We start from the raw sequence: 24,500 nt of genomic DNA on the forward strand, positions 1-24,500 counted from the left end.
ACCGCAGCCAACTCCCCACTCAGCACGTCCTGTCAACGACACGACCCATCAAGAAGACACGCCATCGCAGACCGCACATGACCAAGCACTACTAGGGCGGAGGCGGCACCCGCTACGGCTCGCTCACGCCGAGCTGGACGGGCACCTCGTGGAACGGGCACTGCGTGCTGGTGCTGCCCGGCTCCGAGCGGTTCGTGGACACAGTTCGGCGAGGTCCGTGAGATCGAAATGGGCCCGATGGTCGGCAAGACGGCCATGAGGTCGACGGTTCCCAGGACTCACCGATGGAGCCGGGGGTGCAAGTCGTGCTCCGGCGCGGAGTCCTGCTGCTGACGTACACGGTCGCCGGGCGGGAGGCGCTGGCCTCCATCGTGGAGCACCCGGAAGCGGTGGCCACGCCGAGGGCCACTGGCGCGCCGGGGTGGACGTCGCTTCTTTCACCCTGGTCGCGGCGCGGCGAGGGGGTGCGCGGCCGGGCGATGCAGGCTCCCTACCCGAGGCTGCGGGCGCTGCTGCGGGCGGTCGGGGGATGCTCCGTACGAGGCGGACGAGGCCGGAGATGTGCGGTTCTGCCTGCCCGACGAGGACGGCCGGGAGCGGTGGCTGCGGTTGGACGAGATCCCGCTGCCGCCGAGCGTGCCGGCCGCCTGGCCGCGTTCGTAGCAGGTTTTGCCCGGTACCGCGCGGTGCTCACCGTACGGTGTCTCGGGTCTCGAAGCCCACGTCGGGCTCGCCCTGCTCCTCGTCCTCGCTGTCGTCGGGCCAGCGGCCGAACGGTCCGACGTGGCTGTGTCCTTTGGCTATCTGAGGTGCCGACAGTGCGTCAGACATGTGCGACCAGTTCTCCTGGACGTATGTGCCTGACGGACATCAGTAGGTTGCCAAAGCGTGCATGTACGCGACAAATTGCAGCTCGACTCCGATTCGACCGAACCGATGTTGCACAGCTGCACCCGACGGTTGCCAGGCGCGGTGGTCCGTGAGGACTACGTCCAAGGCCGCGGCCCGCGTGCGACTCGGGCCTGATCTGCGTAGGCAGGGCGACGGCTAGCTTGCTGTCCGAATCTTGATCGTCCGCACTGAGGGGAGAACATGAGCACGGGCGCGCCGGTATCGCTGGTCACGGGCGCCAACCGGGGAATCGGCCGGGAGACCGCGCGTCGGCTCGCCGCGCTCGGCCACACCGTCCTGCTGTGCGCCCGCCGTCCGGAGGACGCCGAACAGGCCGTCGCCGGTCTGGCCTCGGGAGTGCCCGGCGCGCTGCTGCCGCACGGCCTGGACGTGGCCGACGCCGACAGCGTCCGTGCTCTCGCCCACAGCGTGGAGGCGGAGTTCGGGCGCCTCGACGTCCTCGTCAACAATGCCGCCATCAACTACGACACCGCCCAGCGCGCACTCTTCGCCGACCTCGACGATGTCCGCCTCACCCTGGAGACCAACCTCTTCGGCGCCTGGCGAACCGCGCAGGAGTTCCTGCCGGTGCTGCGCCGCTCAGCCCACCCCCGCGTGGTGAACGTCTCCAGCGAGTCCGGATCTCTGGAACGCATGTCCGGCGGAACCCCCGCCTACGGGGTCTCTAAGGCGGCCCTCAACGCTCTCACCCGTAAGCTCGCTGACGAACTGCGCGCCGAGCGGATCCTGGTCAACGCCGTCTGTCCGGGCTGGATCGCCACCGACATGGGCGGCCCGGGCGGCGGACCGGTCGACCAGGGCGCCGCCAGTGTCGTCTGGGCTGCCACCCTGCCCGACTCGGGCCCCACTGGCGGCTTCTTCCGGAACGGCGAACCACTGGCCTGGTAGGTGACCCTCCTCGGCTGTCGCCTACCGTTCGCTGAAGTTCCTCATGTGCCTAATGCCGCGACGGCCTATCTGACCTGGGGAATCAGTAGCACGACCCCAGATAGCTTCGGCTCCCAGTACGCCGGGGCCCTTCGTACGGTGCGGTGCCGGGATCATTCCTCCCCTTCCCGTCGGGCCTGCGGCGGCAACGCCGCCCAGTTGATGTGCCGGTCTTTGAGCGGGGACAGGCGGGCGACGTCCTCGTCCTTGATGTCGTGGCGCTCGGCGCGGAGCTGGGCCACGGCGGCGTCCAGGTAACGGGTGTTCCAGAGCACCACCGCGTTGAGGACCAGGCCCAGGGCGGCCAGCTGGTCCTCCTGCCCCTCGCGGTACGCCTGGCGGATCTGGCCCGGCCGCCGTGGCAGATCGCCCGGGCGAGCCGGTGTCGGGACTCCTGGACGGTGAGCTGCCGGTTCATCAGCCGCCGGAGGTGCGGCCCCCGTCGGCCCCGCCGCGCCCAGCAGCCGCCTGCCTACCGCGCGAGCAGCCCGGACTCCTCGGCGTCTGGCACTTCGAAGGGTTGATCTCGTACGACGACACCCACACTCGGTAGGACTCTGCCCCGCCTCTGGAAGACGCTCTCGTCAGTCAGCCGCGCGCCGTGTACGGCGGGAAAGCGTCCTGACCGGTGAAATCCAGGTCCGCGTCGGGCCGGCGTCGGCGCAGCAGGTCGGCCGTGCGGCGGGCCCAGCTGGTGAGGTGGGGCAAGGCACGATGGGTCTCGGCGGTGCGGGCTGCGGCCTCCGACGTCTCGACGAGCTGGGGGCGGCTGTCGTTACCAGGCGGGCGGGTGTCGAGCAAGGCGAACCGTTGCAGACGGACGATCGCCCAGCAGATGCAGGCTGCCGCCAGGCCGAATCCGTACCGCCGGTCGTCTTCGGCCTCGGGCACGCCACACGCCAGGGCGCAGCGGTAGTGGTCGGCAAGGCCGGTGGCGATGGGGTCGCCCACGGACATCCACGCCGGGCCGGGGACATGCAGGCAGACAGCGTCGATAAGGGCGTGGGTGTAGCCGGCGAACTCGAAGTCGATGAGGCGAGCGTCGGCGGGGCCGGACTCGTTGAGGAGGAGGTTGTTGGTCTCCGCATCATCGTTGCTGAGCGCCAAGAACGGGCCGGGGTCGCCCAACTCGGAGAGTGCAGCACCGATTTCCGTCTCAGCTGGCCCGATGATCGGTGCGCCGAGAGCTGTGGCGTGTCCGTGTGCCTCGTCCCGGAGCCGGGCGAACCGGGCCACATGTCCGGCCGCCGGATCGATCGGCCCGAGGGCAGTCCGTCGCGCGTGGTAGGTGTCGGCATAACCGACGGTGGCGGCGCTCAGCTCGCCGTGAGCGCGGGCGAAGACGGCCAGCCGGTCGGCATGAGCCGCAGCGCCGTCGCGGCGGAGCAGGTGGTCCAGGGCGGAGCGGGGCGCGAGGTCCTCCATGACGACAAGCCTGGCGTCGGCAGCGATGACGCGAGGGTGAGGGCGAGCTTGAGGTCGGCGGAGAGGAACCGAAGCGCCGCGAGCTCAGTGCGGAGTCGCCAGCCCTCGGTGCGGGTCTCGACCGGGTAGGTCCGCACCCATTTGACGATGACGGTCCGGGGAGCGATCGCGCCGCGGAGCGTCACACGCGCGACAGTCCAGGGTTCCAGGCGCTCCCAAGCGCCGAAGGGCCGACGGGACGGCAGGCATCGGCGCAGCTTACGGCGTTCACCCATCCTCTCGCTGAGTTGCTTGGTAGCCGCGGGTAAGCGAGCACCTCGCGAGTCGGCTCTTCGGCGTCCAGCCGACATGGTGGAGCGGGTGTGCTGAAGCCGAACCAGGTCAGGCCGGCGCTGACATCCCGCGCTCAGCTGTCGCGTTCGTACCCGGTGCGGTTCTCGTCCGCGGCCGGGATCTTCGCGACGGCCTCGGCAAGGGACAGACCACTGCCATCAGTGGGAGCGCCCGGTGCCGCGGACGGGTCGGCCCCGGTCGATGCTGAGGCGCCGACCGACGAAGCGGCGGCCGGCGGTTTCGAGTCGTCGGTCTTCGCCGCGCTCGGATTGCACGCGGCGAGCGAGGTCACGAGGAAGACGGCGGTGATGGGCGCGATGCTGGCGAACTGCCACAGCGGTGCCCCAGGGGTAGGGGCTGACGCCGTCTCGTGATCCCGGAGTGCAATTGGGTATGACATGTGGTTATACGCGCTGGTCGTCGCCCAGTATTGCCCGGCGGTGGCATCGGCTTCGAGGTGAGGTCACCGCCGGGCTGGGGACAGCGTGGCACGGGGCACTGACAACCGGGCTGGAGGATCTCGGCGATCCGTGCCTTCGCGTTGGCTGGCGAGGTCGCGGCCGAGGTTTCCGGTGATCCGTTGCGGCGGCGGGCGGTGGCGAGCCCGTTCACCTCGGTGGACGAGGTCCGGGTGGTCGAGATCGGGCCAGGCTGGTGACCGTACGGCGACGCCTTGGCGAACCGCCCGGTCAATGCGCCTGTGACAGAACGAAGACGTCGCGGAGGACCGCCTGTGACTCGGTGTGAGATACAAATACTTCCGATCACATGCACCGCGCTACTCCCGGGGGAACACCGTGAAGTACACCCGTATCACTGCTCTCGCTGCCATCGGCGTCGCCGCCACCCTCTCGCTCACCGCCTGTGGCAGCGACGGCTCCGGGAAGGACTCGTCCTCCAAGGGCTCCACGTCCTCGTCTTCTTCGTCCTCGGACGGTGGCTCGAAGGCGGAGGGCGGCTCGGGCTCCGGCGGGTCGGGGGCCGGCAACGCGAAGTCGGGCTCCGGTGAGGACACCAAGGCAGAGGCAGCCGCGAGCGGCGCGACGACGACCGGCGGCAAGGTCACGTTCTGCAAGACGGAGGACCTGGCCATCGACGCCAGGGACGCCGCGCCCGACAAGGACTCCGGCAGGATCGACATCACTATGATCAACCGGGGTTCGACCACCTGCTCGGCGACGGGCTTTGCGGGCGTCGACATCAAGGACGCCGACCACACCTCGAACCCCATCGAGCGCGGCCACGCCCAGCCGCGTGTCACCACCCTGAAGCCCGGTGGCGCCGCTGTCTTCAACCTCGCCTACGACATCGACAACACCGGCGGCAGCCTCGCGTCCCCGACCAACATCCTGGTGACGCCCCCGAACGAGACCCACACCGTGAGCCTGAAGTGGCCCGCGGGCGCGGGGGAGATCAAGGGCGCCTACACCGACGTTGAGGTCTACCCCACACACACGACCGAGTAGGGGTGGTCCCTGCGGCCAGCGTCCCAGCCGCGCTCGGCCATCATCCGCGAGCCAGCAGAGGTCGTACCGAGTCCGCGAACTCTGGGAGCTGGAGCGGCAGGAGTGGCTGCACTCCAACGGGCTGCCCGAACGCGCCGACATGCTGAGGGCACTGGAGGAGGCCGGCCTGCTCGGTGCGGCCGGGGCGTACGGCGCCGAAGGCCCGCTCGTGCTGCACGAGCCCGAGGACCACTTGGCGCTCGGCCACATCAACGAGTACGGCGGCTGGCGCCTGTTCGCCATCCTGCAGGGCCGCGACCTGACGCCGCCGAAGGACATGGAGGCGGTTCCGGCGTCGGCGCGGGCGCACAGTGCGCTGCTGCGGGCCATGGCGCGGGCCGGGATGCTGGAGGGCTTCGACGCGGACCACGCGGTGCGCCTGGCGCAGGCAGACCCGGACGCCGTCCTCGCACTCGCCGCGTGGATTGAGGCCGCGGTCGGAGCACCCGGTGAGCGCCGACGGCCCCGTGGTCGCCCCGCGGGTGCAGTCGACGGGCTGCGGAACCCGGTACGAAGAGCTGACGGCCGACGGCCAGGTCCACGTCGACTACGCGCCCCCGCTCGGGGAGCCGTGGGGCGACGACGCGCGGCCCTCAGTCGATACAGAACTCGTTGCCCTCGATGTCCAGCATCGGGATGCACGAATCGTCGCCGTCGTACAGCGTTTGCACGTGTACTGCGCCAAGCGGGACCAACCGTGCGCATTCGGCCTCAAGCGCGGCGAGGCGCTCTCTACCTACGAGTCCGGTGCCGACCCGCACATCAAGATGCACCCGGTTCTTGGCGGCCTTCCCCTCGGGGACGCGCTGGAAGTACAGCCGTGGGCCCACACCTGAGGGATCAATGCAGGCGAACCAAGAATCCCGCTGCTCAGGTGGCTGCGAGCTCTTGAAGTCATCCCAGGTGACGAACCCTTCCGGCGGCGGCGGTACGACGTACCCCAACACCTCGCACCAGAAACGAGCGAGGCGCTCAGGTTCTGCGCAGTCGAAGGTGACTTGGAACTTCTTGATCGACGTCATCGGCCCACCATATGGGCGCGTGCCGTTCACCGAGTTCCCGGGGTTCCTCGGCATGCGGGTCAAGGTCTCGCGTGACATGAGCGGCGTCAATGGACCAGATCACCTGAGACGACGAGCGAATCGGACCAGATCACCTGAGGCAGGGGCCAATTCGCATGAGACAGGACACCTGGAAGGCGACCTGTGAGCCTGGGAGGTGGGAGGTCACCAACACCTGTACGCTCACCGTGCCTCATATCAGGGGTGTCACACGCCGTGTCACGCCGACTGTCACGCCCGCCGGTCCACCACGCGAAAGCACCCGTCGAGTATCCGTATTCAATGCTTTTCGAGTGCTGGGAGAGCCCAGAACCCCCGCTCCGGGCCCGATTCGGCGTGACAGCGTGACGCCCTCGCCCGGCGGCCCGGCCGGGTGATCACGCTCCGTTCCCGCAAGGGACGGCCCGGTCGGGGCCGGTTCGTCAGTACCAGGGTCCAGCGGCCCGGCCCGGCGATACCGTGGTGAGACACGCCAGATGACAGCCAGGTGCCCCCCCGGATGAGCGAGCAGCCGGCCCTCGTGCCCGATCGCCAGCGCCTCGATGAGCACGCCGCCGCTTCCGCCCGCGCGTACGCGGCAACCTGCTTGATCGTCGCTTCCGGCCGCGACTCGTACAACACGACCGCATCCGCCTTGAACTCGGCGGAGTAGCGCTTCATGACCACGACACGTCCATCTCTCAGATCCTCAAGATCCACTATCTCGAGTGTCCAAGCTCAGGGGTGAGTGCCGATCGCTGAGGGAAAGGCTGCCCGCGACGCGCAGCGATGACTCAAGCGCGTCATCTGCCGCCAACTTTTCAAGACCCTCGAACGGATCGACGGTCCCACGCCCAGGAGCATCGAGAGCCTTTGTTCAAGCGGCTTGACACGACATAGCGGCCTCGGGGAGCCCACCACCCATTTGGTCTGCCGTTGAATGACTCGACTGTCGCCAGGCGGGGAGTGCCGCCTTGCCCTATCACTGATCAGCCGAGGCCCGGGGACGACGACGTCGGTATGGCCCTCACCACCTACGGCGCCGACCCGAACCTATGCGCGGCCCTTGATAACGGCCCCGACCACCCCGCCGATCAAGAACCCACCCCACACCTCTGCAACCTTCAGTACGCATTAGGAAGCACAGAGTTACGATCTTCCCGTGACGGACGAGAGCTATGACGTGATGGTGATCGGGACCAGCCAGGGCGGCCGGTTTCTCCCCGCCGATCTGGCGAAGGCAGGCAAGAAGGTGGCGCTCATCGAGCGCGACCACCTGGGCGGCGTCTGCGTGAACACGGGGTGCACCCCGACCAAGACGATGGTCGCCAGCGCGCGCCTCGCCCACCAGGCACGGCGCGGCGCGGAGTACGGCGTGCGGACCGGTCCGGTGACGGTCGACCTCACCGCTGTGAGGGAGCGCAAGCGGGCGATGGTCACGGGAGCGCGGGAGAACTATGCGAGCCGCCTGACGCAGGGCGGGCTTGACCTGATCGAAGGCGAGGCCCATTTCACGGGGCCCAAGACGATCGAGATCGCCCTGAGGGGCGGTGGGAAGCAGGAGATCAGCGCGCCGGTGATCGTCATCGACACGGGCACCAGGCCCAAGCCGCTGGCGATCAACGGCGCGCAGAACGTCCCTGTCCTGGACTCAACGTCGATCATGGAGCTGGGTGCACTCCCTGAGCACCTGATCATCCTCGGCGGGGGCTACATCGGACTGGAGTTCGGGCAGATGTTCCGCAGGTTCGGCAGCGAGGTCACGATCGTCCAGACCCGTCCGCGCCTGATGACGAGAGAGGACGACGACGTCTCCGACGAGGTCGCTGCCATCTTGCGCGATGACGGAATCACGGTCCTGACGTCGGCGATGCCGGAACGGGTCGAGGAGGTGGGCGGCGGGCGGGTGCGGCTGACCGTTCGCACGCGGGATGGCGAGCGGCAGGTCGAGGGCTCCCACCTGCTGTCGGCCACCGGCCGCGTCCCCAACACGGAAGCGCTCGCGCTGGCGGCGGCCGGCATCCGGCTGCGCGAGAACGGCTTCATCGAGGTCGATGAGTACCTGGAAACCTCCGTCCCCGGCGTCTACGCCATGGGGGACGTCAAGGGTGGCCCGGCCTTCACTCACCTTTCCTACGACGATTACCGGATCCTGCGCGCCAACTTGCTCGGCGGCGAGAAGGCGACCACGCGGGACAGGATCGTCCCGTACACCGTGTTCATCGACCCGCAGCTCGGCCGCATCGGAATGACCGAGCGGCAGGCCAGGGAACAAGACCGCGCAGTCCGCGTCGCGAAGCTGCCGATGAGTGCCGTCATTCGGGCCCTCGAGACCGGGGAGACACGCGGCTTCATGAAGGTCGTCATCGACGCGCATACCCAGCAGATCCTCGGCGCCGCCGTGCTCGGCGTGGAAGGCGGCGAGATCATGACGATCATCCAGGTCGCCATGCTGGGCAAGCTCCCGTGCACCGCCATGGCGAACGCCATCTTCACGCACCCGTTGCTGGCGGAGGGCCTCAACAGCCTCTTCATGATGCTCGACGACTAAGGGCTCGCAGAGAATCAACATGCGGGTTTGGTCTCTTGCGGGGGTTCGGTCCCGTATTTTTCGAGGTAGGCGGTCACGTCTGTGGGGGTGCGGAACCGCGCTGTCGAGGCGGGGATGCGGTGGCCGTGCTGTTTCAGAAGCGGGCGGACCTCGCCGACGGCGTCGGTGATCGTGCTCCGGTTCACAGCGAAAAGCTGGCCGAGAAGGTCTTGAGTACCGAATCTGCGCAGGTAAAGCACGGTGGCCAGGATCCGGTCGGCTGAGGTGAGCTTGCACTTGGCGCCCGCGCCGGGGGCTCGGCGGCGTTCGCCTCCGCGTTGTTCGCACCGGGAATGCTCGCGAAGCTCCGCCAGCGTGGGAGTCAACTCGCCGATCAAGGAGTTCAGTTGTTGGTGAGTCATGCCGGTCAGTTCCGGATCGCGGAGTGAGACGGGGTTGATCCGGCCTGGCTTGCCGGTCGTGTGCATGGCGTGTGTTTCGGTGGTCTTGCTTCCGGTGCGGGCGGGGTGGGGGTGCGCGGGGTGAAGGGTGTGGTTCCAGTCGCCGTGGAAGCGGTGCCTGTCCGAGATCGTTGCGGCAGGCGACCGCAAGCGCCGGGATCCGGTCCGGGTCCGCGTCATCGAGTACACCCTCGGCCGTGACGACGACACGGTCTACCGGCTGATCACGACCATCTGCAACCCGCAGGAGGCTTCTGCGGCCGACCTGGCGGGTCTCTACCATCAGCGCTGGGAGATCGAGAACACCCTGGACGAGATCAAGACCCATCAGGGCGGACACCGCCTCGTCCTCCGCCCGCAGTACCCCGATGGCGTCGAGCAGGAAATCTACGGCTTCCTTCTTGTCCACCACGCACTTCGGGACGTCATGCACCACACCGCCCGGACAAGACTGGTTCCACCATCCGCCTGCGCGTTTTGCTTGGCAACCGCCGCCGACTGGACCGCTCGAGCCGCAGCAGGCCAGCTACTGTACGGGCCAGCGACTGCCAGAGCGGTGACACCGGCCATGCTTCGCGCGCAGGACCTCCCACCTCGATCTCGCTGCCGCGGCGGCCATGGTGCCTGGCCCTTGCACGGCGCCTGATCCTGTTCCTGCCTCGGTCGCGTCTCGCGGCGGAGAGGGCTGAATGGGCAGATGTGCGCGGTGCATCCCCCGTGAGAGCTACAGGAGCTGTCCATCCGCGGGTGATTCGCGGACGTCGGCGGATTCCTAGCGTGGTCGTCAGGTCGCCGCCGGTGCGACCACCACAGGGGAGGCCACCATGGGCACGACGACCACCACACAGGACGACACGGACCCCGGTCTGGACATGGGCGGCGGCAGGCGGGACGGCCGTTTCGGCCGGATCGTGCGCTCTCCGCTCGGCTGGATGTTGACGGGCATGGTCGGCGTCGGCCTGGTCTCGGGTCTGACCGCGACGGGCCCCGGTCCGGTGCCGGTGCTGGGCGCGGCCGCCGCGGTGGCCGTGTACTGGGTGGTCATGCGGCGTCTTGCAGGACGCTCCACGCCGGAGATCGCCCGGCAGGGGGCCGGCCGGGAGGCGCTGCTCGGCAGCGCGATCGGTCTCGGGTTCATCCTCGTCTCCGCCCTCCTGATCAGTGCGTTCGGGGGCTACTCGTTCTCCTGGGCGGGGGGTGGCTTCGTGTCGGTCGTGTGGTCCGCGGTGATGGTGCAGATCGGCACCGCGGTCACCGAGGAGCTGATGTTCCGCGGCCTCGTTCTCCAGGCTCTGGAACAGCGGTGGGGCAGCCGGGGCGCCATCGTGATCACCGGGCTGTTCTTCGGTGTCGCCCACCTGGGCGGTGCGGGAGCCAGTGTGTGGAGCACGCTGGCGATCGCTCTGGAGGCGGGCGTCATGCTCGGTGCCGCGTTCCTATGGCGGCGTAGCATCTGGTTCGTCGCGGGTCTGCATTTCGCCTGGAACACCGCCGAGCAGCTGCTCGGCATCCCGGTCTCCGGACACGCTCCCAAGGGCCTGTTCACCGTCGAGGCGCACGGCTCCGCCCTGCTCACGGGTGGCACCTTCGGTCTGGAGACGTCGATCGTGCCCATCCTGATCGGCGTGCTGATCACGGTCCCGATGTTTGTTCTTGCCCGCCGGAGCGGCGGTCTGCTGCCCCGGCGGCGCGCCCGGCACTGAGACAGACCGACTGGAGGGAACGGAAGTGATGTTCCGTCAAGGGCCCTGGAGCTCTTCGCAGCCTAGGGCACCGCTCGACTGGTGGGAGGAGCGGGATGCCTTCCTCAAGGACGGCGTCCTCGCCCTGGTGCTCACCGTGCTGGCCTTCGTGCCGACCCTGTCCAACATCGGGGCGCAGATCGGCGACCTGCCCGAGCGGCCGGCGAATGCGATGAGCATCGGGCTGATCCTCGCCCAGACCGTGCCACTCGCGGCTCGCCGCCGATGGCCCGCGGCCTGTCTGGCCGTGGTCGCCGCGGCGTTCGCCGTGCACCAGACGCTGGGCTTCGCGACGACGTTCGGGAGCGTGGGGCTGTATCTGGCCCTGTACTCGGCCGGGGCCCATCAGGTCCGCTTCCGCCATGGCCTGGCGGCCGGGGCGAGTGCGGGCTACGTCGTCCTGACCGTCGTTCTGCACCACCTCGGCTCACCGCAGGGGATCCCGGACTTTCTCGCGTTCTATCTGACTCTGGCCGCGGTCTGGCTGGTGGGGGGTACCGTGCGCACGCGACGAGCGCAAGAGGCGGAGCGGCGGCGGCTGGCCGCCGCAGTGGCCACGGCCGCCGAGCGGGCCCGGATCGCCCGCGAGCTGCACGATGTGGTCACCCACCACGTCACGGCCATGGTGGTACAGGCCGACGCGGCGCAGTTCCTGCTCACGTCCGCGCCGGATCGGGCTGGCGAGGGACTGTCGGCTGTCAGCGACACCGGCCGCCGGGCGCTGACGGAGCTGCGGTATCTGCTCGGCGTCCTGGAGGCGACCGGCGAGTCCGCGGCCGCCGATGCGGCGCGCGCGGACCGGGCGCCCAGCCTGGGACACGTGGGAGACCTCGTCGAACAGGCCCGCTGGTCGGGCCAGCCGGTTGAGTTCAGCGAGCGGGGCAAGCGGCGCCCGCAGTCCGTGGACGTGGAGCTGGCCGCGTACCGCGTGGTGCAGGAGGCACTCACCAACGCGATGAAGTACGCGGCCGGGCAGCCGACAAGGGTCCTGGTCCGGCATGCCGAGCAGCGCATCGAGATCGGGGTGACCACGGACGGACCTGTCCCCTCCCCGGAGGCCGCACCGGGCACGCGGAAGCCGGGCCCGGTGGGCGGACGAGGGCTGGCCGGGCTGCGCGCACGGGTGCGGACGGTCGATGGTGAACTGGAGGCCGGACCTCGGCCCGACGGCGGGTTCGAGGTCCGCGCCACGATTCCGTCCAAGCCCGTTCAGGAGTGACCCCGTGAGCGATGCGCCGCAACAGATCCGTGTGCTCGTCTGCGACGACCAGGCACTGGTGCGCACCGGCTACGTCACCATCTTCTCCGCACAGCCCGACATGGAGGTCGTCGGCGAGGCCGAGAACGGGCACGCGGCGGTCCAGGCCGCGCGGCGGCTGCGCCCCGACGTGGTCGTGATGGACATCCGGATGCCCCTGCTCGACGGCATCCAGGCGACCCGGCAACTGGCCGGTCCCGACGCCGAGGCCCCGCCGAAGGTGCTGGTCGTCACCACGTTCAACGTCGACGCCTACGTCTACGACGCCCTGCGCGCCGGAGCCAGCGGCTTCCTCCTCAAGGACGCACCCCCGGTGGAACTGGTGAACGGCATCCGGACGGTCGCTCGGGGCGAGGCGCTACTGGCGCCCGCAGTCACCCGCCACCTCATCGGCCACTTCGCCGAACACCTGCGCCCGGCCGAGACCTCCCGGCCAGCCAGGGAGGACGTAGTTCACGCGCTGACACCTCGCGAACTGGAGGTGCTCCGGCAGATCGCCGAGGGGCTGTCGAACGCGGAGATCGCCGCGGAGCTGTTCATCACGCCCGAGACGGTCAAGACCTACGTGTCGCGGATCCTGGCCAAACTCGGACTGCGCGACCGGGTCCAGGCTGCCGTCCTCGCGTACCGGGTCGGGCTCGTGTCCGGCACGCCGTGAACCAGAGCCGCACGCGCGCGTAACGGGCCCTCACCGCTGGACTTCCTGCCCTACCGGGAGGGCAAGCCGCTGCCGGGCGGCTTCAAGCTCGGCATCAACCCCGGCCTGGTCAAGCACGAGGGCACCCAGTCCGTGCTGTGGGGTGAGGAAGTCCGCGAGCGGTTCAACGCCCCGGAGCTCAACCTCGCCCGGTACATCAAGGACGGCACCGTCACCGACGTCGACAACGGAGAGTAGGAGAAGGTGATGATGAGCCTGTTCGGGGACGGCCTGGACGCCGCGGTGCAGAAGGCGTTCACCCTGTGCCGTTCAGAAACTCATCGCTGCTGGTCAAGCCGCGTATCTGTACTCGTTGATGACGTCGCCCAGTACTCAGGTGCGGAGGAGTCGGTGCGCGGTCAAGTCGGTCGAGGGCGCCGGGTTCTCGTGGTCGGCTCGTAGCGCACCGGACCTGCAAGTTGCCTGCGCAGCACCGCGTTCTCAGGAACCGCTGGGCCGCGCCGACGCTGCGGAAGCCTTTCATCGCGCGTTCACGCCGGCGGGTGGGCTGGTGGCTGTTCCCGGCCCGGTTGTTCAGTCCCTTGTGGGAGCGGTGCTCGACGGAGGGCATGACCTCGCGGTGGGCGGCGCCGTAGGAGCGGAGCTTGTCGGTGACGACCGCCCTCGGCACCGACCGGGTCTTCTTCACCAGGCGGCGGAAGAAGCGTCGGGCGGCGGCCTTGTCCCGCCGGTTCTGCACGAGGACGTCGAGCACGTTGCCGTCCTGGTCGACGGCCCGCCACAAATACTTCTGCTCGCCGTTGATCTTGATGAAGACCTCGTCCAGGTGCCACTTGTCCCCGGGCCGGGGCCGACGGCGGCGCAGTCCGTTCGCGTAGGTCTGGCTCAGCCGGCGCGAGCGGAGAGCGCCTGGAGCAGCAAGCCGGTGAGATGGCGGCAGGCGTCGGGGCCGAGCGCGCCCTGCAGGCCCGCGTCGGCTACGGCGTAGGCATCCTGGCCGGCGGCCAGCAGTCGCGTGCCGCCTTCGGTGATGTGGAGCTCGGCGGTGCGGCCGCGACCTGCTTCGGTGCGCCGCTCGACGGCACCCCGTTCCTCAAGCTGGCGGACGGTGGCCTGGGCGCTCTGCGCGGTGATCCCCGCCCGGCGCCCCAACTCGCTGTAGGACAGGCCGGGTTCGCGGCGCAGATGCCCGAGGGCCGCGAGGTGGCGCAGGGTGTAGCCGGTCGGTTTCAGTGTGTGTTCGACCTCGCTGCGCACGTGCCTGCCGAGGGCTGCGAGCAGGAAGGCGGTACTGGTGGGCTGCGGCGGGACGGTCACGGCACCTCACTGGGTCGTTAGGTTTCAGTTTGACTGTAACTCGCGGATGAGGCAGCCTCCACTCCTGTCGGTGAACGGCGCGGTGGAGTACCCGCCTCCCGCGTTTCAGTACGGCAGGAACACTACAAGCGTTTCAATCTAGGAGGTTCCGAAAAATGACGGATCAAATCACGAAATGGCCCGATCACCTGACAGGCGATGCACAGCCACTGGAAGTCGGCATCCTTCTCTACGAGGGACACACCGCACTCGACCTTGTTGGTCCGTACACCACGTTTGCACTGGCGGGCATGAAGGTCCATCTCGTGGCCGAGACCCTCGACCCTGTCGTCTCGGACGACGGCGGCATGACCATCGCTCCCACCACCACCTTCGATGATTGCCCCGAGCGGCTCGACATCCTGTTCGTTCCTGGTGGCGGGATGGTGTACAAGCCGATGCTCGACCCGGCCACCATCGCCTTCCTGGCAGACCGGGGTGCGACTGCCTCCTACATCACCGCGGTCTGCAACGGTCCGCTCGTCCTTGCGGCAGCCGGACTGCTCGAGGGTTACCGCGTAGCCACGCACTGGGCGTCCCGGGACCAGCTGGCAAGGCTGGGCGTCGACGTATCGACGGAACGTGTGTGCATCGACCGCAACAGGTTCACCGGGGGCGGCGTGACCGCGGGAATCGATTTCGGGCTCACCGTCGTCGCGCACACCCTGGGCGAGAAGGCCGCAAAGTTCTCGCAGCTCGTCATGGAGTACGACCCGGAGCCGCCGTTCAACGCCGGGTCGCCTGAGAGCGCAGGTCCCGAAATTGTGGCACTGCGCACGCGGTTCATGGCCGAGCCCGACACCGCCCTCCGAAACGCTGTGTCCCACCTGTTGGAACAGCGTGCAGCAACAAGCTCGCACCCTGTATCAGACGAGAACGCCGACCCCGCCGCTGGCATCGTCAACAACTGAGCATGACGCCGAACCGGTGACCAGATCTACCACCTGGGCGAGGTCGTGCCGGAGTCCGTGTTGTACTCGTGCGGTGGCCGCACGAGTACACGGACGTCAGGGCCATCGCTTCCTCCGCTGCATGGCGGATGTAGCGGCATCTGATAGGGAGCCTGGCCGTAGGCCTGGTGGCCGTCCACGCCATCAAAGTCTCCGACGCCGCCCGACTGGCCCTCACCGCATGGCGATTGTGTTCGGCGATGGACCAACCGACGACCTTGCGGATCAAGCAGTCCAGCACCGTCGCGAGACAGAGGAACTCGCCGTTCGCGAGGGGCAGGTAGGTGATGTCGCCCCTGTATGTTTGGCCCGGTTCGGCGGCAGTGAAGTCCCGCTGGAAGAGGTCCCCAACCTGGGGTTCGGCCGGGTCCGGGACGGTGGTGCGGACGCGCCTGCGCAGGCGGATGCCGGTGATGGAGAACGTTCGTATGACGCGGACGACCCGCTTCTCGTTGACGTGCAGGGCCGTCTCCTTCAGCTCCGCGGTCACCTGCGGGGAGCCGTAGGCGCCGCCGGAGTTAGCGTGAACCTCCCGGATCCTCGCCGCCAGGCGCTGGTCGGCCCGCTGCCGGGCCGTTCTGGCGTCGCCGCTGGCCGGCCACTTGTAGTAGCTGGACCTCACCTCCAGGACCTCTCAGAGCCGTTCCACCTCGAAGGCGTCCCGGTGGTCGTCGACGAAGGGAACCGGCTCCTCACCAGTTCGTCTCTCGGGCGAAATACTTGGCCGCCTTGCGGAGTATGTCCCGCTCGGTGGCCAGCTTCCGCTCACTCGCCTCGAAGCTAGGCCACCCTGGCTCGAGTTGCCTGATCCTCTCGTCCGGTTCCGAGGACGGCGTCGCCTGCGTGGCTCGGGCCGCCCTCTCGGTCTCTCGGGCAGCGTCCGGACCGAAGCCGCGGCGTTCGCGGTCTCGCAGCATCCAGTTCCGCAGGGTGTTCCTGTTGATGCCCAGGTCGGCGGCGAAGTTCTTGTAGGTCGCCCCGGGTGTGGACTCGAACAGGGCCACGGCATCGGCCTTGAACTCGTCCGAGTAGTCCTTCATCGCCATCGGCGGTCTTCTCGCTGCCTCCGGACCAAGCAGATCCAGTATCAGAGTGTCCACCAATCAGGGGGGAGGCGCCGGGCACCCCGGCGACCTGCTCGCCTTTGTCGGAGATGCCCCGCACGTCTACCGCACTGGCGCCGAGCCAGCCGACGTCACCGTCGTCATTGCCTCCCCCATCAGCAGCTGAAAGACACGTCGCGGCCTCGTCATCCGAGGCGGCCAGCAGCGCTATCTGCCGGGCGCCCGCGCGCTCATCAAAGTCCGCGGCCGGAACACCCCCGAGGCCATCGTCGGCGTCATCACCGGCGCACCCGACCACCCTAACGTGGGGCGCCTGGACGAGGCCGGGGGCCTGAGGCCTGCCAGCCGGAGCACGCTGGTGCGGCCGGACATCTGATGCTGGACAGCCCAGGTCACGCGGGGGAGGTGTCCGTTGCACCGCCTCTTGGGGATCACGCACTGCGCTCGACGTCGTCCTGGTCGAGCCTGACCTGGTTGCAAAAGTCGTGGTCGACACCGCACAAGAGCGCGGAGCGTGGCGGCGACGTGCCGCTCTTCGGCGCGGGCGCCACACTCGCCGCAGGGTAGACCTGCGCGCATTCGAGTTCGCTCGAGCAGCCACTGCGAGGGCAGGGCCGCATTCCCGTGGCGCGCTGGCGCGCCGCCTGCCGTTGCTCCTCGGCTGCGATCCATGCGTCGATCTGGTCAAGAGCCGCCGTGGCCTGCCGGACGGCGACCCGGCGAGCGAAGCGCAGCACGTCCATCTTGGGCGGCCCAGGATCATCCACGTGTTCCGCAGCCGTGCACCATCCCGCCCGCCATCCGACGGGCGGAGGACGTGACTCCGTTTCACAGGCGCCGGCCCCCAGCTCCACCCCGAGCGCGGCCCGTCGGTGTTTTTTACCAACGCCAAGGACGACCAGGCCGGCCAGTTCGGCGGCACACTGAGATACAGGGCCTGCACGACTTCATCGGCGACTGACCGACCTACTCGCCGCAGGCCGTTGACCCTGTGTCACCGGCCCATGTTTCCCGGCCCCGTGTGCTCCGAGCTGTTGTGTGCGCCCCTGTGAACGCGCGCCGCGGCGCACGCCGGCGTGCCGAACGACTTCCGGTACGCCAGCGGCGCCACCCGCGTGGCCCGCTTGAAGTGGATGCGGAAGTTCGCGGGGGAGCCCAGCCCCGAGCGGGCCGCGACCTCGTCAACCGGCAGATCCGTCGACTCCAGCAACTGCTTCGCGTACTCGACGCGCTGGGAGTGCAGCCAGCGCAGGCGAACACGTCTGGCAGCGCCCTCGCGCGCGCAGCCCGGGTTACTCAGGGACCGCGTAGCCGCGCTGTGCGAGCAGTCTCTGCTTGTCGGCCGTGGCAGCACGGATCACCGACCCTCATTCAAGACGCCTCGAACTTACAGCTAGGCTGCAAGTGGCGCAGATCGAGAGTCGATGCGGGAGCAGCCGCGAGGCTTGCCGCCCTACGCCGGAAAGGTAGGCCGTTGTGAGCAGCGGAGACGCTCGACAAAACAGCGTTCGCACTAAGAACCGAACCTCAGAGGAGCGGAGCAAACAACTCGCGTCCCATCTCACGCGCGATCCGTCAGACTCAATTGCATATAGAAGATTTCTACGCGTCCGCGCCTACGTCGTTATGACAAAGCCGCGAGTTATGGAACTCCTACTTGTCACGACTGTGCCGACCATGGTTTTGGCTCATGGCGGCTTGCCGAATTTGCCGCTCATTATGGTGACACTCATTGGTGGAGCGGCAAGCTCAGGCAGCGCATCGGCTTTCAACATGTACCTAGACCGAGACATGGATGCCCGGATGAGACGCACATCTGGTCGCCCTTTGGTGACCGGAGAGGTGACACCGCGGTCTGGATTGATCTTCGCCTGGCTCCTGGCCATCTCCTCGACGGTTTGGTTCTGGTGCCTTGTGAATTACCTGGCCGCCGTACTGTCTGTCTGCGCGATTCTATGGTATGTCGTCGTGTACACAATTCTCCTCAAGCGTCGCACTGAGCAAAACATCGTGTGGGGCGGCATCGCAGGCTGCTTCCCTGTAGTCATCGGCTGGGCATCAGAGACAGGGGCCGTGTCATGGCCGGCGGTAATACTCTTTCTAGTGATTTTCTTTTGGACCCCGGCTCATTATTGGCCTCTGTCCGTCAAGTACGGCGAGGACTACCGTCGTGTCAGCGTCCCCATGCTCGGCGCAATCCACGGAATCGAGCACGTGGCCAAGAGAGTGATTGCATATGCCGTCGTGACTGCCATGACCTCCATTCTTCTCATTCCTATTGCAGGAATGAGTTGGACCTATGCAATGGTGGCTGTAGTCGGTGGAGCGTGGTTCGTATGGGAAGCTTTTCGACTCCAAGCCGCTGCCCGTCGAGCGGAAGCCGCCGCGCGACCAATGCGGATGTTTGCGGTATCGAATGCGTATCTTGCATTGTTGTTCGCCGCAGTGGCCATCGATACACTCGTGAAATACTGACTCGCGCTGAAACTCTGTCGCACCGGCCTCCCGTGCCTGCGCTCCTAACATTCAGCGCGCAAGAAATCTTGGTGGATTCGACAGGATCAGCGACGTGGCCTGTAGCGGATATGCAGCACCTGAACTGGACACGCCCTCAATGCAAGTGCGGGGTTCCCCCCGCTACGTTTGGCAGATGCAGTCGACCGGCTCCGAAGGGAAACTCTTCGCCAAAATGGCCTCACCTGGCTTGACCTGAAGTGCACTCGGGCTCTGGCTGCGCCCGTTAATCACTGAGCCTTTTCCAACCTGGCGGTGCTGGCCGCGTGTTGGAAGGATCTGCGGAACGACGAAGCTCCTGGTAGACGGGTTCACGACCAAGCTCGCCGCAACCACCAGGAGCTTCGCGTGCTTGTCCACCCGTCGTCGATCGACCTGTCCGGTCGCACCCTGCGGTGCCTGACCGGACGGCTCGCTGTGCGGCGAGGGGTGATCGGGACCCGATGGCGGCGTTTGACTGCGGGTCGTCAGGCTCTCCTCGCCCTGGCCCATCTGCGGTGTGGTGACACGTACGCCCAGTTCGCCGCGGGGTTCGGTATCGGCATCGCGACCGTATGCCGCTACATACGCGAGGCCGTCGAGGTATTGGCCGGCCTCGCGCCCACCCTGGCCGAGGCGATGCACATTGCGCGGACCAAGGCGTTCGTGATCCTGGACGGCACTCTGTCGTCGATCGACCGGATCGCCGCTGACACCCCGTGCTACTCGGGCAAACATTGACGTCACGGCATGAACGTCCAGGTCCTCACCGATCCCTTCGGGCGGCTGCTGCGGGCCTCGCCCGCGCTGCCCGGTTCCACTCACGACCTGACCGCCGCCCGCACCCACGGCATCGTCGACGCGCTCACCGAGGCCGGCCTCAAGTGCTGGGCCGACAAGGCGTATCAGGGCGCCGGCGGTTCCATCCGGGTGCCCTTCCGCGGCCGTCGCCTCAAGCGGTGGCAGCGTCGGCACAACAGCACGCATGCCGAGATCCGCTGCCTCGGCGAGCAGGCCATGGCCGCGGAAGGGCCGGCGCCTCCTGCGGAAGCTCCGCTGCAGCACCAACCGCATCACCGCGATCGTCCAGGCCGTTCTCGTCCTTCATCACGCGTCAGCGTGAGATTGGAAAAGGCTCACTGTAATCGTCGGGCGCGCAAAGCAGCCGGCGTCGGCTTCGGTGAGGATGCCGAGTTTGACCAGGCGCTTCAGCTTGGCCCGGGTGCCTTCGATGCTCTTCGGCAACGGTTCGTGGCCCAGGCAGGGCTGTTTCAAAGTTCCGGTGACGCTGCGAAGTTGCAGGTCACGGTGGCGTGACGACTGCTGGTCGGCTCGTCTCGTACACAACGAAGCTCCGGTTGGAGCGGGTGCCCTCTCAGTGGCTGTTCTGCGGGGTGTTCGGTGGTTCTCGTCGCGCTTGAGGGCGGGTTGTCCGGTTCCGGGGCTTTACGGTCGGCCCGGGGTACGGTCTGCTGGAAAGCATGGGCGGGCGCGAGTCGTACCCGAGTGATCTGCCGGATGAGGCATGGGATCCGGGCAGAAGGAAGCGGAGCTGATCGGCTCCGAGAGGGGGACCCGCCGGAGCCATGAATGCCAGGGTTGACGGGTCTACGCCGGGGCGCCGGACGTTCCCGGGCGGAGGATCTCCGACGGGGTGCGGCCAGCGAGGGTTCGCGCCGTGCGGGTGAGGTGTGCCTGGTCGGCGAAGCCCGCGAAAGCGGCCGCGGCGGCCGCGGACTCGGCCGGTAGTTCGGTCATGGCGGTGCGCAGCATGGCCCACAGGCGTAGCCGCGGAAGTGGGATCCCCACCCAGTCGCGGACGAGGGTGCGCAACCGCGGCTTGGAGAGCCCAACCTGAGCGGCGACCGCGCTGATCGTGGCGGTGGACCCGGGGCGGGTGATCTCCCGCACCGCGTGGGCGGCCCTGGAATCGAGCGGGGCGCCCGCTCCGGCGAGGGCCGCGAGCTCGGCACGGGCCGCGTCCAGGTCGGCGCCGGGGCCGGGATGGTCGAGGGCCGCGAGTACGCGGTGGGTCGCGGTCTCGTTCAGGCGGGTCGGGCCGGTGCCGAGCGCCAGCTCCCACGGGTCCAGGAAGAGGGCGACGTAGGCCGACGAGACGGCGCAGGTGTGTGCCAGCTGCGGCGGCACGATCACGCCGACCGCGGCGACAGTGCGGTTGCCGCCGTAGCCGACCTCGACACCGCCGCCGAGCGCGAGCACGACCTTCCACGCTGGGTGCCGGTGGGGGCGTACCCGAAAGGCGCCGGACTCGGCGAGCATCGTCGCCGCCGGGCCGGACGCGAAGTGGAGGCGACGATCGTTTCGTTCAAGCGTCCACGCTCGGGGCGGCGGCACCGTCATGGCATGAATTCCATTGCGGCCGTCGCCTTGGCGGCCTTCCTGACTGTCAACGGCGTCGCGCACTTCGTGCGCGCCGACTACGTCCGCCGGTTGGTCCCTTCCTGGCTGGGTCGCGCACGACTGCTCGTCGCTGCGGGCGGGGTTGCGCTGATCATCGACAGTGTTCTCCTCCTCGCGCCGCGGAGCCGAGCGGCGGGCGGGTGGATCGCCGCGGCGATGATCTCGGTCTTCGTCGTCGCGCATCTCGATGGGCTGGCCCGGGTCGTGGCTGAGCGGCCGCGCCGTGCTCACGGGTTGGCGAGCGCAACCGTCAAGGTGCTTCTCAACTTTGCCTACATCGGTTGGGCCGTCGCTGTTGCGACGACGGTTTGAGCCTGGCCACCAAGGCTTGGCCGAACAGTCGCAGAACAGCCACTCAAGTCGCCCTGCCGAACCGGAGCGGTTCGATGTGCCGTCAGTCTGCCAGTGTCTGCCTGATCAAGTCGCCCTTGCGTCAGAAGCCGTATCTCAACCGTGCGTGATCGTTTGATTTCCGCTGGTCAGGCATTCGTTTCGGTCGGAGTGAGGGAGAGTCCCGACGTTCTGTTCCGCTGGTTCGGTGAGGGGTGTGCGATGGCGTCGATTCTGGGGTTGCTGGAGGTGCGGGAATCGGCTGCTCGCGAGCGTGTCGAGGATCTGCGGGAGGCGGCGGCCCGGGCCGCCGCGGCGCTGGAGGCTGCAGGGATCGAGCTGGACCGGCGGGTGATTGCGCGGGAGGAACTCGTCGAGGCCCTGGCCGCGTCCGCTGCCGGGGCCACCGCCCTGACCGAGGCGGAGACGGAAGCGGAATCAGTGCCCGTTTCCGCGCCGTTGCCGGGAACGGCAGTGCCGTCCTGGCGGGAAGGTCTGCCGGCGACGGCTCTCTCGCCGGAGTACCAGCGGATCCTGGGCATGCTGGCGGACCGGCCGGGTCGGGGGCCGGTGAAGGCCAAGGAAATTGCGGTGATGCTGGGGCTGGAACCGACGCCGGCGAAGGTGGAGGGCGTGCGGTCGAAGGCGAGGCGACTGGCGGAGCGCGGATGGCTGGTCCACGAAGCGTCGGGGATGTTCAGCGCCGTCCGCGGGCCCGTGGCCGGGCCAGGCGGCGGCTCATCGGCGTGATCATCGACACGCGTCCCGGTCGCCGACGTTCGCGGCTGTCACCGCGACGACCAGCAGCAGGCCGAGCGTGTCGGTCACGATGTGCCGTTTGCGGCCCGGCACCTACTTCCCGCCGTCGTACCCGCTCGAGGAAACCGGCACCAAGGCGGAGGCCCGCACCGACTGCGCGTCGATGATCCCCGCCGAAGGCTCCGCCTCCCGGCCCTCGCGCTCACGGACTCTCCCACGCAGCTGGTCGGGGAACTCCGCGACCAGCCCGTGCTCCCGCCACCGGCGGAGTGAAGTAGGCCGCCGACGAGGTGCCCGTGGCCCGGGTCCTTTTCCGACGGCCCCTTCCCGAACGGTGCGGGCTAGTTTCCCAGCACACCGCTCTCCAGTGATCTTTTCCGGGTGGATGAGGTCGCTCGTCCCGCGTGGATGTCCTCGTGGCAAGGCCGGCAGACGACCAGGGTCTTACGTCGTCTCATTGCCATCAACTTCACCCACACGGGGCGCTCGGCTCGGCCCTGTTGCTTGAGGTCGGCGAGTTTCCGGATGTGATGTACCTCGATCCGGCTCGTTGATCCGCATTCTCGCAGCAGTTCGCGAGGAGCCGCTTCACCAACTCGGTGGTGCTGATGTGGTTGGGTTTCAACGGCTCTCGGTCGGCCATTACCGCTGTGCGCTGCCGCTTGAGCGGGATGCCGCCGAAGCGGGCAACCAGTGCCTTCTTCTCGCCTCCGCGCTCGACGATGACTTCAAAGCATTTCCGAGGGCCGTCCGGGGTGTCGATGGTCGCCTTGTACTTGCGGGCCATCTTCGTGACGGTCGATCTGTGCTTCGACGCCAGTGTCTTGAGCATGGACGTCTCCATCACCCATTGCAGGCGGTTTAGGCGGGCGACGTCCTGGGCGAGAAGGTAGTACTGCACGAGTCCCCGGTACTCGGCTTGGTATGTCGCCACGATTAAAAAATCACTGTCGTGGAGAAGCACACCACGGAGTTTCGATTTCCCGCCGCCCATGTAGGAGGCACAACGCTGCCGGATTACCTCGCGTGGCACGAAAAGCCCGATGGCGCCGTTGACGGAGCGTCGTGGTCCCGTGAGCTTCGTGTCGCATCGCTGGGCTTTCACTTCGTAGCCGAGGAAGCGCGCCGCCTGGCTGGTGGCGTGCGTGACCAGGGTCTTGGATTCGGAGAGTTCCAGCCGGAGTTCATCCAGAAGGAATGCTGTGATCTGCGCCATGATCTCCTCGGCTTCGTGCTTGGGCCCAGCGAAACCGAGCAGCCAATCGTCGGCATACCTGACGTACCGTAGGCGCCGAAAGCCCGGATCATAGGGGTCTTTGCTCGGCAGGCTCCGCATTTGGAGCCGGAGTTGCCGTGCTGCGGCGCGGTCTCCGCGCCGCTTCGCCCAGTACATCCGACTGTCGAGCCGATCGTACTCGGGATGATGCCGTCGTTTTCTGCCACGGTTGTATTCGGGCAGCAGCTTCTGCTCAATGAACTGATCGAGCCTGTCAAGATAGATGTTGGAGAGGACGAGCGATGCCACACCGCCTTGGGGAGCCCCACTCAGCGTGGCGTTCCACCGCCAGTCTTCCAAGTATCCGGCCCTGAGCATAGCCCGGATCAGCCGCAGAAACCGGCCATCGTGGATCTTCTCCTCGAGGATCGTGAGCATGACCTCGTGGTCCAGGCTGCCGAAACAGTCGGAGATGTCTCCCTCGATGAACCAGCGCGTTCCGGTCCAGTACTCCACCACGTCCTGCAACGCGGTGTGACAACCCCTCTTGGGGCGGAACCCGTGAGAGCGATCGGAGAATTGGACGTTGTAGTACGCCTCCAATAACAGACGTACGACCTCGGCGACCAGTTTGTCCGACCATGTCGGCAGGCCAAGCGGGCGCTTCTTCTTCGAACCGCCTTTCTTGTCAATGTAGACCCGCTTGACGGGTGTCCATCGCTACGACTCCGACCGCAGTGTGCCGATGATCGTGTCAATCTTCGCCCGTGACATGCCGTCCACGGTCTCCCCGGTGACCCCGGGCGTCATCGCACCGGAATTCCGGTAGATGCGTCCGTAGGCCATCAGAATGAGCTGCGAATTGAACAGCTGCCGGTAGATCCTTTCCAACGGCAGGCTTCGCCTGCCGCGTTCCCGGATGACGTCCAGCACCGTTTCGGCGCTCTGCATTGCGCATACCTCCCTTTACTGGACGTCGAGTTCACCTGTGCCCCTTCGCCCTCATTCCGGCTTTCCCGGACTTCACGGCCGGTCGTAACTCCGGCGACTACTATGAGCACTCCGTCGCCGTAGGGCTCGCGCCCCTTAGGCGATCCCGTGGTACGTCTTCGTTGTACGT

General features: G+C 67.7%; 25 protein-coding genes and 6 pseudogenes. 15 read left to right on the forward strand and 16 right to left on the reverse strand.

Annotated features, from left to right (window positions below; genetic code table 11):
- Nucleotides 1–690: 690 nt before the first annotated feature.
- Complete coding sequence (locus ACIOHC_RS42430) at nt 691–831, reverse strand: hypothetical protein (protein ID WP_351085740.1); 141 nt, start codon at nt 829–831, stop codon at nt 691–693.
- 261 nt (nt 832–1,092) lie between these two features.
- Here ACIOHC_RS42430 and ACIOHC_RS42435 point away from each other — a divergent pair, with 261 nt between their 5' ends.
- Nucleotides 1,093–1,800: an SDR family oxidoreductase gene (locus tag ACIOHC_RS42435; protein WP_351085738.1), complete on the forward strand. Its 708-nt coding sequence runs from the start codon at nt 1,093–1,095 to the stop codon at nt 1,798–1,800.
- A gap of 197 nt (nt 1,801–1,997) precedes the next feature.
- On the opposite strand, the pseudogene ACIOHC_RS42440 reads toward ACIOHC_RS42435, so the two are convergent.
- The 3 genes and pseudogenes from ACIOHC_RS42440 to ACIOHC_RS42450 form a co-directional block, all read right to left on the reverse strand.
- A pseudogene (locus tag ACIOHC_RS42440) lies at nt 1,998–2,266 on the reverse strand (Tn3 family transposase); the annotation flags it as partial.
- A gap of 161 nt (nt 2,267–2,427) precedes the next feature.
- On the reverse strand, nt 2,428–3,264 hold the full coding sequence (locus ACIOHC_RS42445) for a hypothetical protein (RefSeq protein WP_401846768.1): 837 nt from the start codon (nt 3,262–3,264) through the stop codon (nt 2,428–2,430).
- Between the two features lie 406 nt (nt 3,265–3,670).
- Nucleotides 3,671–3,997, reverse strand: a complete 327-nt coding sequence (locus ACIOHC_RS42450; protein ID WP_351085735.1) for a hypothetical protein — start codon at nt 3,995–3,997, stop codon at nt 3,671–3,673.
- A gap of 397 nt (nt 3,998–4,394) precedes the next feature.
- Between ACIOHC_RS42450 and ACIOHC_RS42455 the strand changes: the two genes are divergently transcribed.
- On the forward strand, nt 4,395–5,063 hold the full coding sequence (locus ACIOHC_RS42455; protein WP_351085733.1) for a DUF4232 domain-containing protein: 669 nt from the start codon (nt 4,395–4,397) through the stop codon (nt 5,061–5,063).
- 40 nt (nt 5,064–5,103) lie between these two features.
- Here the strand turns inward: ACIOHC_RS42455 and ACIOHC_RS42460 are convergent, their stop codons facing one another.
- Both ACIOHC_RS42460 and ACIOHC_RS42465 read right to left on the reverse strand, forming a co-directional pair.
- The gene (locus ACIOHC_RS42460) at nt 5,104–5,472 is read right to left on the reverse strand and encodes a hypothetical protein (RefSeq protein WP_401846772.1); all 369 of its coding nucleotides are present in this window, start codon (nt 5,470–5,472) and stop codon (nt 5,104–5,106) included.
- Between the two features lie 223 nt (nt 5,473–5,695).
- The gene (locus tag ACIOHC_RS42465) at nt 5,696–6,124 is read right to left on the reverse strand and encodes a VOC family protein (RefSeq protein WP_351085729.1); all 429 of its coding nucleotides are present in this window, start codon (nt 6,122–6,124) and stop codon (nt 5,696–5,698) included.
- A gap of 538 nt (nt 6,125–6,662) precedes the next feature.
- On the opposite strand from ACIOHC_RS42465, the gene ACIOHC_RS42470 reads away from it, so the two are divergent.
- Together ACIOHC_RS42470 and ACIOHC_RS42475 are read left to right on the forward strand one after the other, a co-directional pair.
- Entirely contained in the window at nt 6,663–6,815 is a 153-nt protein-coding gene (locus ACIOHC_RS42470; protein ID WP_351085727.1) for a hypothetical protein, read from the forward strand.
- Between the two features lie 489 nt (nt 6,816–7,304).
- The gene (locus ACIOHC_RS42475) at nt 7,305–8,693 is read left to right on the forward strand and encodes a mercuric reductase (protein ID WP_401846775.1); all 1,389 of its coding nucleotides are present in this window, start codon (nt 7,305–7,307) and stop codon (nt 8,691–8,693) included.
- Nucleotides 8,694–8,707: 14 nt separating this feature from the next.
- On the opposite strand, the gene ACIOHC_RS42480 is transcribed toward ACIOHC_RS42475, so the two are convergent.
- Nucleotides 8,708–9,160 (reverse strand): transposase family protein, encoded by a 453-nt coding sequence (locus ACIOHC_RS42480; protein ID WP_401846777.1) that lies wholly within the window; start codon nt 9,158–9,160, stop codon nt 8,708–8,710.
- Nucleotides 9,161–9,221: 61 nt separating this feature from the next.
- On the opposite strand from ACIOHC_RS42480, the gene ACIOHC_RS42485 reads away from it, so the two are divergent.
- The 5 genes and pseudogenes from ACIOHC_RS42485 to ACIOHC_RS42505 all read left to right on the forward strand — a co-directional run.
- Nucleotides 9,222–9,779 carry a transposase gene (locus ACIOHC_RS42485; RefSeq protein ID WP_401846780.1) on the forward strand — a complete coding sequence of 186 codons (558 nt, stop codon included), beginning with the start codon at nt 9,222–9,224 and terminating at the stop codon, nt 9,777–9,779.
- Nucleotides 9,780–9,957: 178 nt separating this feature from the next.
- Nucleotides 9,958–10,836: a CPBP family intramembrane glutamic endopeptidase gene (locus ACIOHC_RS42490; RefSeq protein ID WP_351085849.1), complete on the forward strand. Its 879-nt coding sequence runs from the start codon at nt 9,958–9,960 to the stop codon at nt 10,834–10,836.
- 28 nt (nt 10,837–10,864) lie between these two features.
- Nucleotides 10,865–12,094, forward strand: coding sequence for a histidine kinase (locus tag ACIOHC_RS42495; RefSeq protein ID WP_351085847.1), 1,230 nt, complete (start codon nt 10,865–10,867; stop codon nt 12,092–12,094).
- Between the two features lie 4 nt (nt 12,095–12,098).
- The gene (locus ACIOHC_RS42500; RefSeq protein ID WP_351085845.1) at nt 12,099–12,791 is read left to right on the forward strand and encodes a response regulator transcription factor; all 693 of its coding nucleotides are present in this window, start codon (nt 12,099–12,101) and stop codon (nt 12,789–12,791) included.
- Between the two features lie 15 nt (nt 12,792–12,806).
- Nucleotides 12,807–13,028: pseudogene (locus ACIOHC_RS42505) on the forward strand (transcriptional regulator); the annotation flags it as partial.
- Between the two features lie 211 nt (nt 13,029–13,239).
- Here ACIOHC_RS42505 and ACIOHC_RS42510 read toward each other — a convergent pair.
- Nucleotides 13,240–13,683: pseudogene (locus ACIOHC_RS42510) on the reverse strand (IS6 family transposase); the annotation flags it as partial.
- Complete coding sequence (locus ACIOHC_RS42515) at nt 13,677–14,108, reverse strand: MarR family winged helix-turn-helix transcriptional regulator (RefSeq protein ID WP_351085843.1); 432 nt, start codon at nt 14,106–14,108, stop codon at nt 13,677–13,679. The pseudogene ACIOHC_RS42510 and the gene ACIOHC_RS42515, both read right to left, overlap by 7 nt.
- A 155-nt stretch (nt 14,109–14,263) precedes the next feature.
- Here ACIOHC_RS42515 and ACIOHC_RS42520 point away from each other — a divergent pair, with 155 nt between their 5' ends.
- Nucleotides 14,264–15,058, forward strand: a complete 795-nt coding sequence (locus tag ACIOHC_RS42520) for a DJ-1/PfpI family protein (RefSeq protein ID WP_351085841.1) — start codon at nt 14,264–14,266, stop codon at nt 15,056–15,058.
- Here the strand turns inward: ACIOHC_RS42520 and ACIOHC_RS42525 are convergent.
- Nucleotides 15,048–15,719, reverse strand: a complete 672-nt coding sequence (locus ACIOHC_RS42525) for an IS3 family transposase (protein WP_401846784.1) — start codon at nt 15,717–15,719, stop codon at nt 15,048–15,050. The two genes, ACIOHC_RS42520 and ACIOHC_RS42525, sit on opposite strands and share 11 nt — an antisense overlap.
- A gap of 70 nt (nt 15,720–15,789) precedes the next feature.
- Entirely contained in the window at nt 15,790–16,143 is a 354-nt protein-coding gene (locus tag ACIOHC_RS42530; protein WP_351085839.1) for a transposase, read from the reverse strand.
- A gap of 46 nt (nt 16,144–16,189) precedes the next feature.
- On the opposite strand from ACIOHC_RS42530, the gene ACIOHC_RS42535 reads away from it, so the two are divergent.
- Nucleotides 16,190–16,327 (forward strand): hypothetical protein, encoded by a 138-nt coding sequence (locus ACIOHC_RS42535; protein ID WP_351085837.1) that lies wholly within the window; start codon nt 16,190–16,192, stop codon nt 16,325–16,327.
- 265 nt (nt 16,328–16,592) lie between these two features.
- Here the strand turns inward: ACIOHC_RS42535 and ACIOHC_RS42540 are convergent, their stop codons facing one another.
- Nucleotides 16,593–16,904, reverse strand: a complete 312-nt coding sequence (locus tag ACIOHC_RS42540; RefSeq protein ID WP_351085835.1) for a hypothetical protein — start codon at nt 16,902–16,904, stop codon at nt 16,593–16,595.
- Nucleotides 16,905–17,155: 251 nt separating this feature from the next.
- Entirely contained in the window at nt 17,156–17,515 is a 360-nt protein-coding gene (locus ACIOHC_RS42545; RefSeq protein WP_401846786.1) for a helix-turn-helix domain-containing protein, read from the reverse strand.
- 230 nt (nt 17,516–17,745) lie between these two features.
- Here ACIOHC_RS42545 and ACIOHC_RS42550 point away from each other — a divergent pair, with 230 nt between their 5' ends.
- Together ACIOHC_RS42550 and ACIOHC_RS42555 are read left to right on the forward strand one after the other, a co-directional pair.
- On the forward strand, nt 17,746–18,636 hold the full coding sequence (locus ACIOHC_RS42550) for a heme o synthase (RefSeq protein ID WP_351085855.1): 891 nt from the start codon (nt 17,746–17,748) through the stop codon (nt 18,634–18,636).
- 387 nt (nt 18,637–19,023) lie between these two features.
- Nucleotides 19,024–19,777 (forward strand): annotated as a pseudogene (locus tag ACIOHC_RS42555) (transposase family protein).
- A 485-nt stretch (nt 19,778–20,262) separates the two neighbouring features.
- On the opposite strand, the gene ACIOHC_RS42560 reads toward ACIOHC_RS42555, so the two are convergent.
- Entirely contained in the window at nt 20,263–21,015 is a 753-nt protein-coding gene (locus ACIOHC_RS42560) for a helix-turn-helix domain-containing protein (protein ID WP_401846789.1), read from the reverse strand.
- Nucleotides 21,016–21,018: 3 nt separating this feature from the next.
- Between ACIOHC_RS42560 and ACIOHC_RS42565 the strand changes: the two genes are divergently transcribed.
- Complete coding sequence (locus ACIOHC_RS42565) at nt 21,019–21,387, forward strand: hypothetical protein (RefSeq protein WP_401846791.1); 369 nt, start codon at nt 21,019–21,021, stop codon at nt 21,385–21,387.
- Nucleotides 21,388–21,627: 240 nt separating this feature from the next.
- Nucleotides 21,628–22,155 carry a hypothetical protein gene (locus ACIOHC_RS42570; protein ID WP_401846793.1) on the forward strand — a complete coding sequence of 176 codons (528 nt, stop codon included), beginning with the start codon at nt 21,628–21,630 and terminating at the stop codon, nt 22,153–22,155.
- 18 nt (nt 22,156–22,173) lie between these two features.
- Here ACIOHC_RS42570 and ACIOHC_RS42575 read toward each other — a convergent pair.
- Nucleotides 22,174–22,386: pseudogene (locus ACIOHC_RS42575) on the reverse strand (transposase); the annotation flags it as partial.
- 119 nt (nt 22,387–22,505) lie between these two features.
- Nucleotides 22,506–24,331 (reverse strand): annotated as a pseudogene (locus ACIOHC_RS42580) (reverse transcriptase domain-containing protein).
- Nucleotides 24,332–24,500 lie beyond the last annotated feature (169 nt).

Source organism: Streptomyces sp. NPDC088252, assembly GCF_044740965.1.
Lineage (GTDB): Bacteria > Actinomycetota > Actinomycetes > Streptomycetales > Streptomycetaceae > Streptomyces.

Coding starts and splice junctions, on each gene's coding strand:
- ACIOHC_RS42430 (WP_351085740.1), bottom strand. CDS start 831: ATGTCTGACGCACTGTCGGCACCTCAGATAGCCAAAGGACACAGCCAC.
- ACIOHC_RS42435 (WP_351085738.1), top strand. CDS start 1,093: ATGAGCACGGGCGCGCCGGTATCGCTGGTCACGGGCGCCAACCGGGGA.
- ACIOHC_RS42445 (WP_401846768.1), bottom strand. CDS start 3,264: ATGGAGGACCTCGCGCCCCGCTCCGCCCTGGACCACCTGCTCCGCCGC.
- ACIOHC_RS42450 (WP_351085735.1), bottom strand. CDS start 3,997: ATGTCATACCCAATTGCACTCCGGGATCACGAGACGGCGTCAGCCCCT.
- ACIOHC_RS42465 (WP_351085729.1), bottom strand. CDS start 6,124: ATGACGTCGATCAAGAAGTTCCAAGTCACCTTCGACTGCGCAGAACCT.
- ACIOHC_RS42470 (WP_351085727.1), top strand. CDS start 6,663: ATGAGCGAGCAGCCGGCCCTCGTGCCCGATCGCCAGCGCCTCGATGAG.
- ACIOHC_RS42480 (WP_401846777.1), bottom strand. CDS start 9,160: ATGCACACGACCGGCAAGCCAGGCCGGATCAACCCCGTCTCACTCCGC.
- ACIOHC_RS42490 (WP_351085849.1), top strand. CDS start 9,958: ATGGGCACGACGACCACCACACAGGACGACACGGACCCCGGTCTGGAC.
- ACIOHC_RS42495 (WP_351085847.1), top strand. CDS start 10,865: ATGTTCCGTCAAGGGCCCTGGAGCTCTTCGCAGCCTAGGGCACCGCTC.
- ACIOHC_RS42520 (WP_351085841.1), top strand. CDS start 14,264: ATGACGGATCAAATCACGAAATGGCCCGATCACCTGACAGGCGATGCA.
- ACIOHC_RS42530 (WP_351085839.1), bottom strand. CDS start 16,143: ATGGCGATGAAGGACTACTCGGACGAGTTCAAGGCCGATGCCGTGGCC.
- ACIOHC_RS42540 (WP_351085835.1), bottom strand. CDS start 16,904: ATGGACGTGCTGCGCTTCGCTCGCCGGGTCGCCGTCCGGCAGGCCACG.
- ACIOHC_RS42560 (WP_401846789.1), bottom strand. CDS start 21,015: ATGACGGTGCCGCCGCCCCGAGCGTGGACGCTTGAACGAAACGATCGT.
- ACIOHC_RS42565 (WP_401846791.1), top strand. CDS start 21,019: ATGAATTCCATTGCGGCCGTCGCCTTGGCGGCCTTCCTGACTGTCAAC.
- ACIOHC_RS42570 (WP_401846793.1), top strand. CDS start 21,628: ATGGCGTCGATTCTGGGGTTGCTGGAGGTGCGGGAATCGGCTGCTCGC.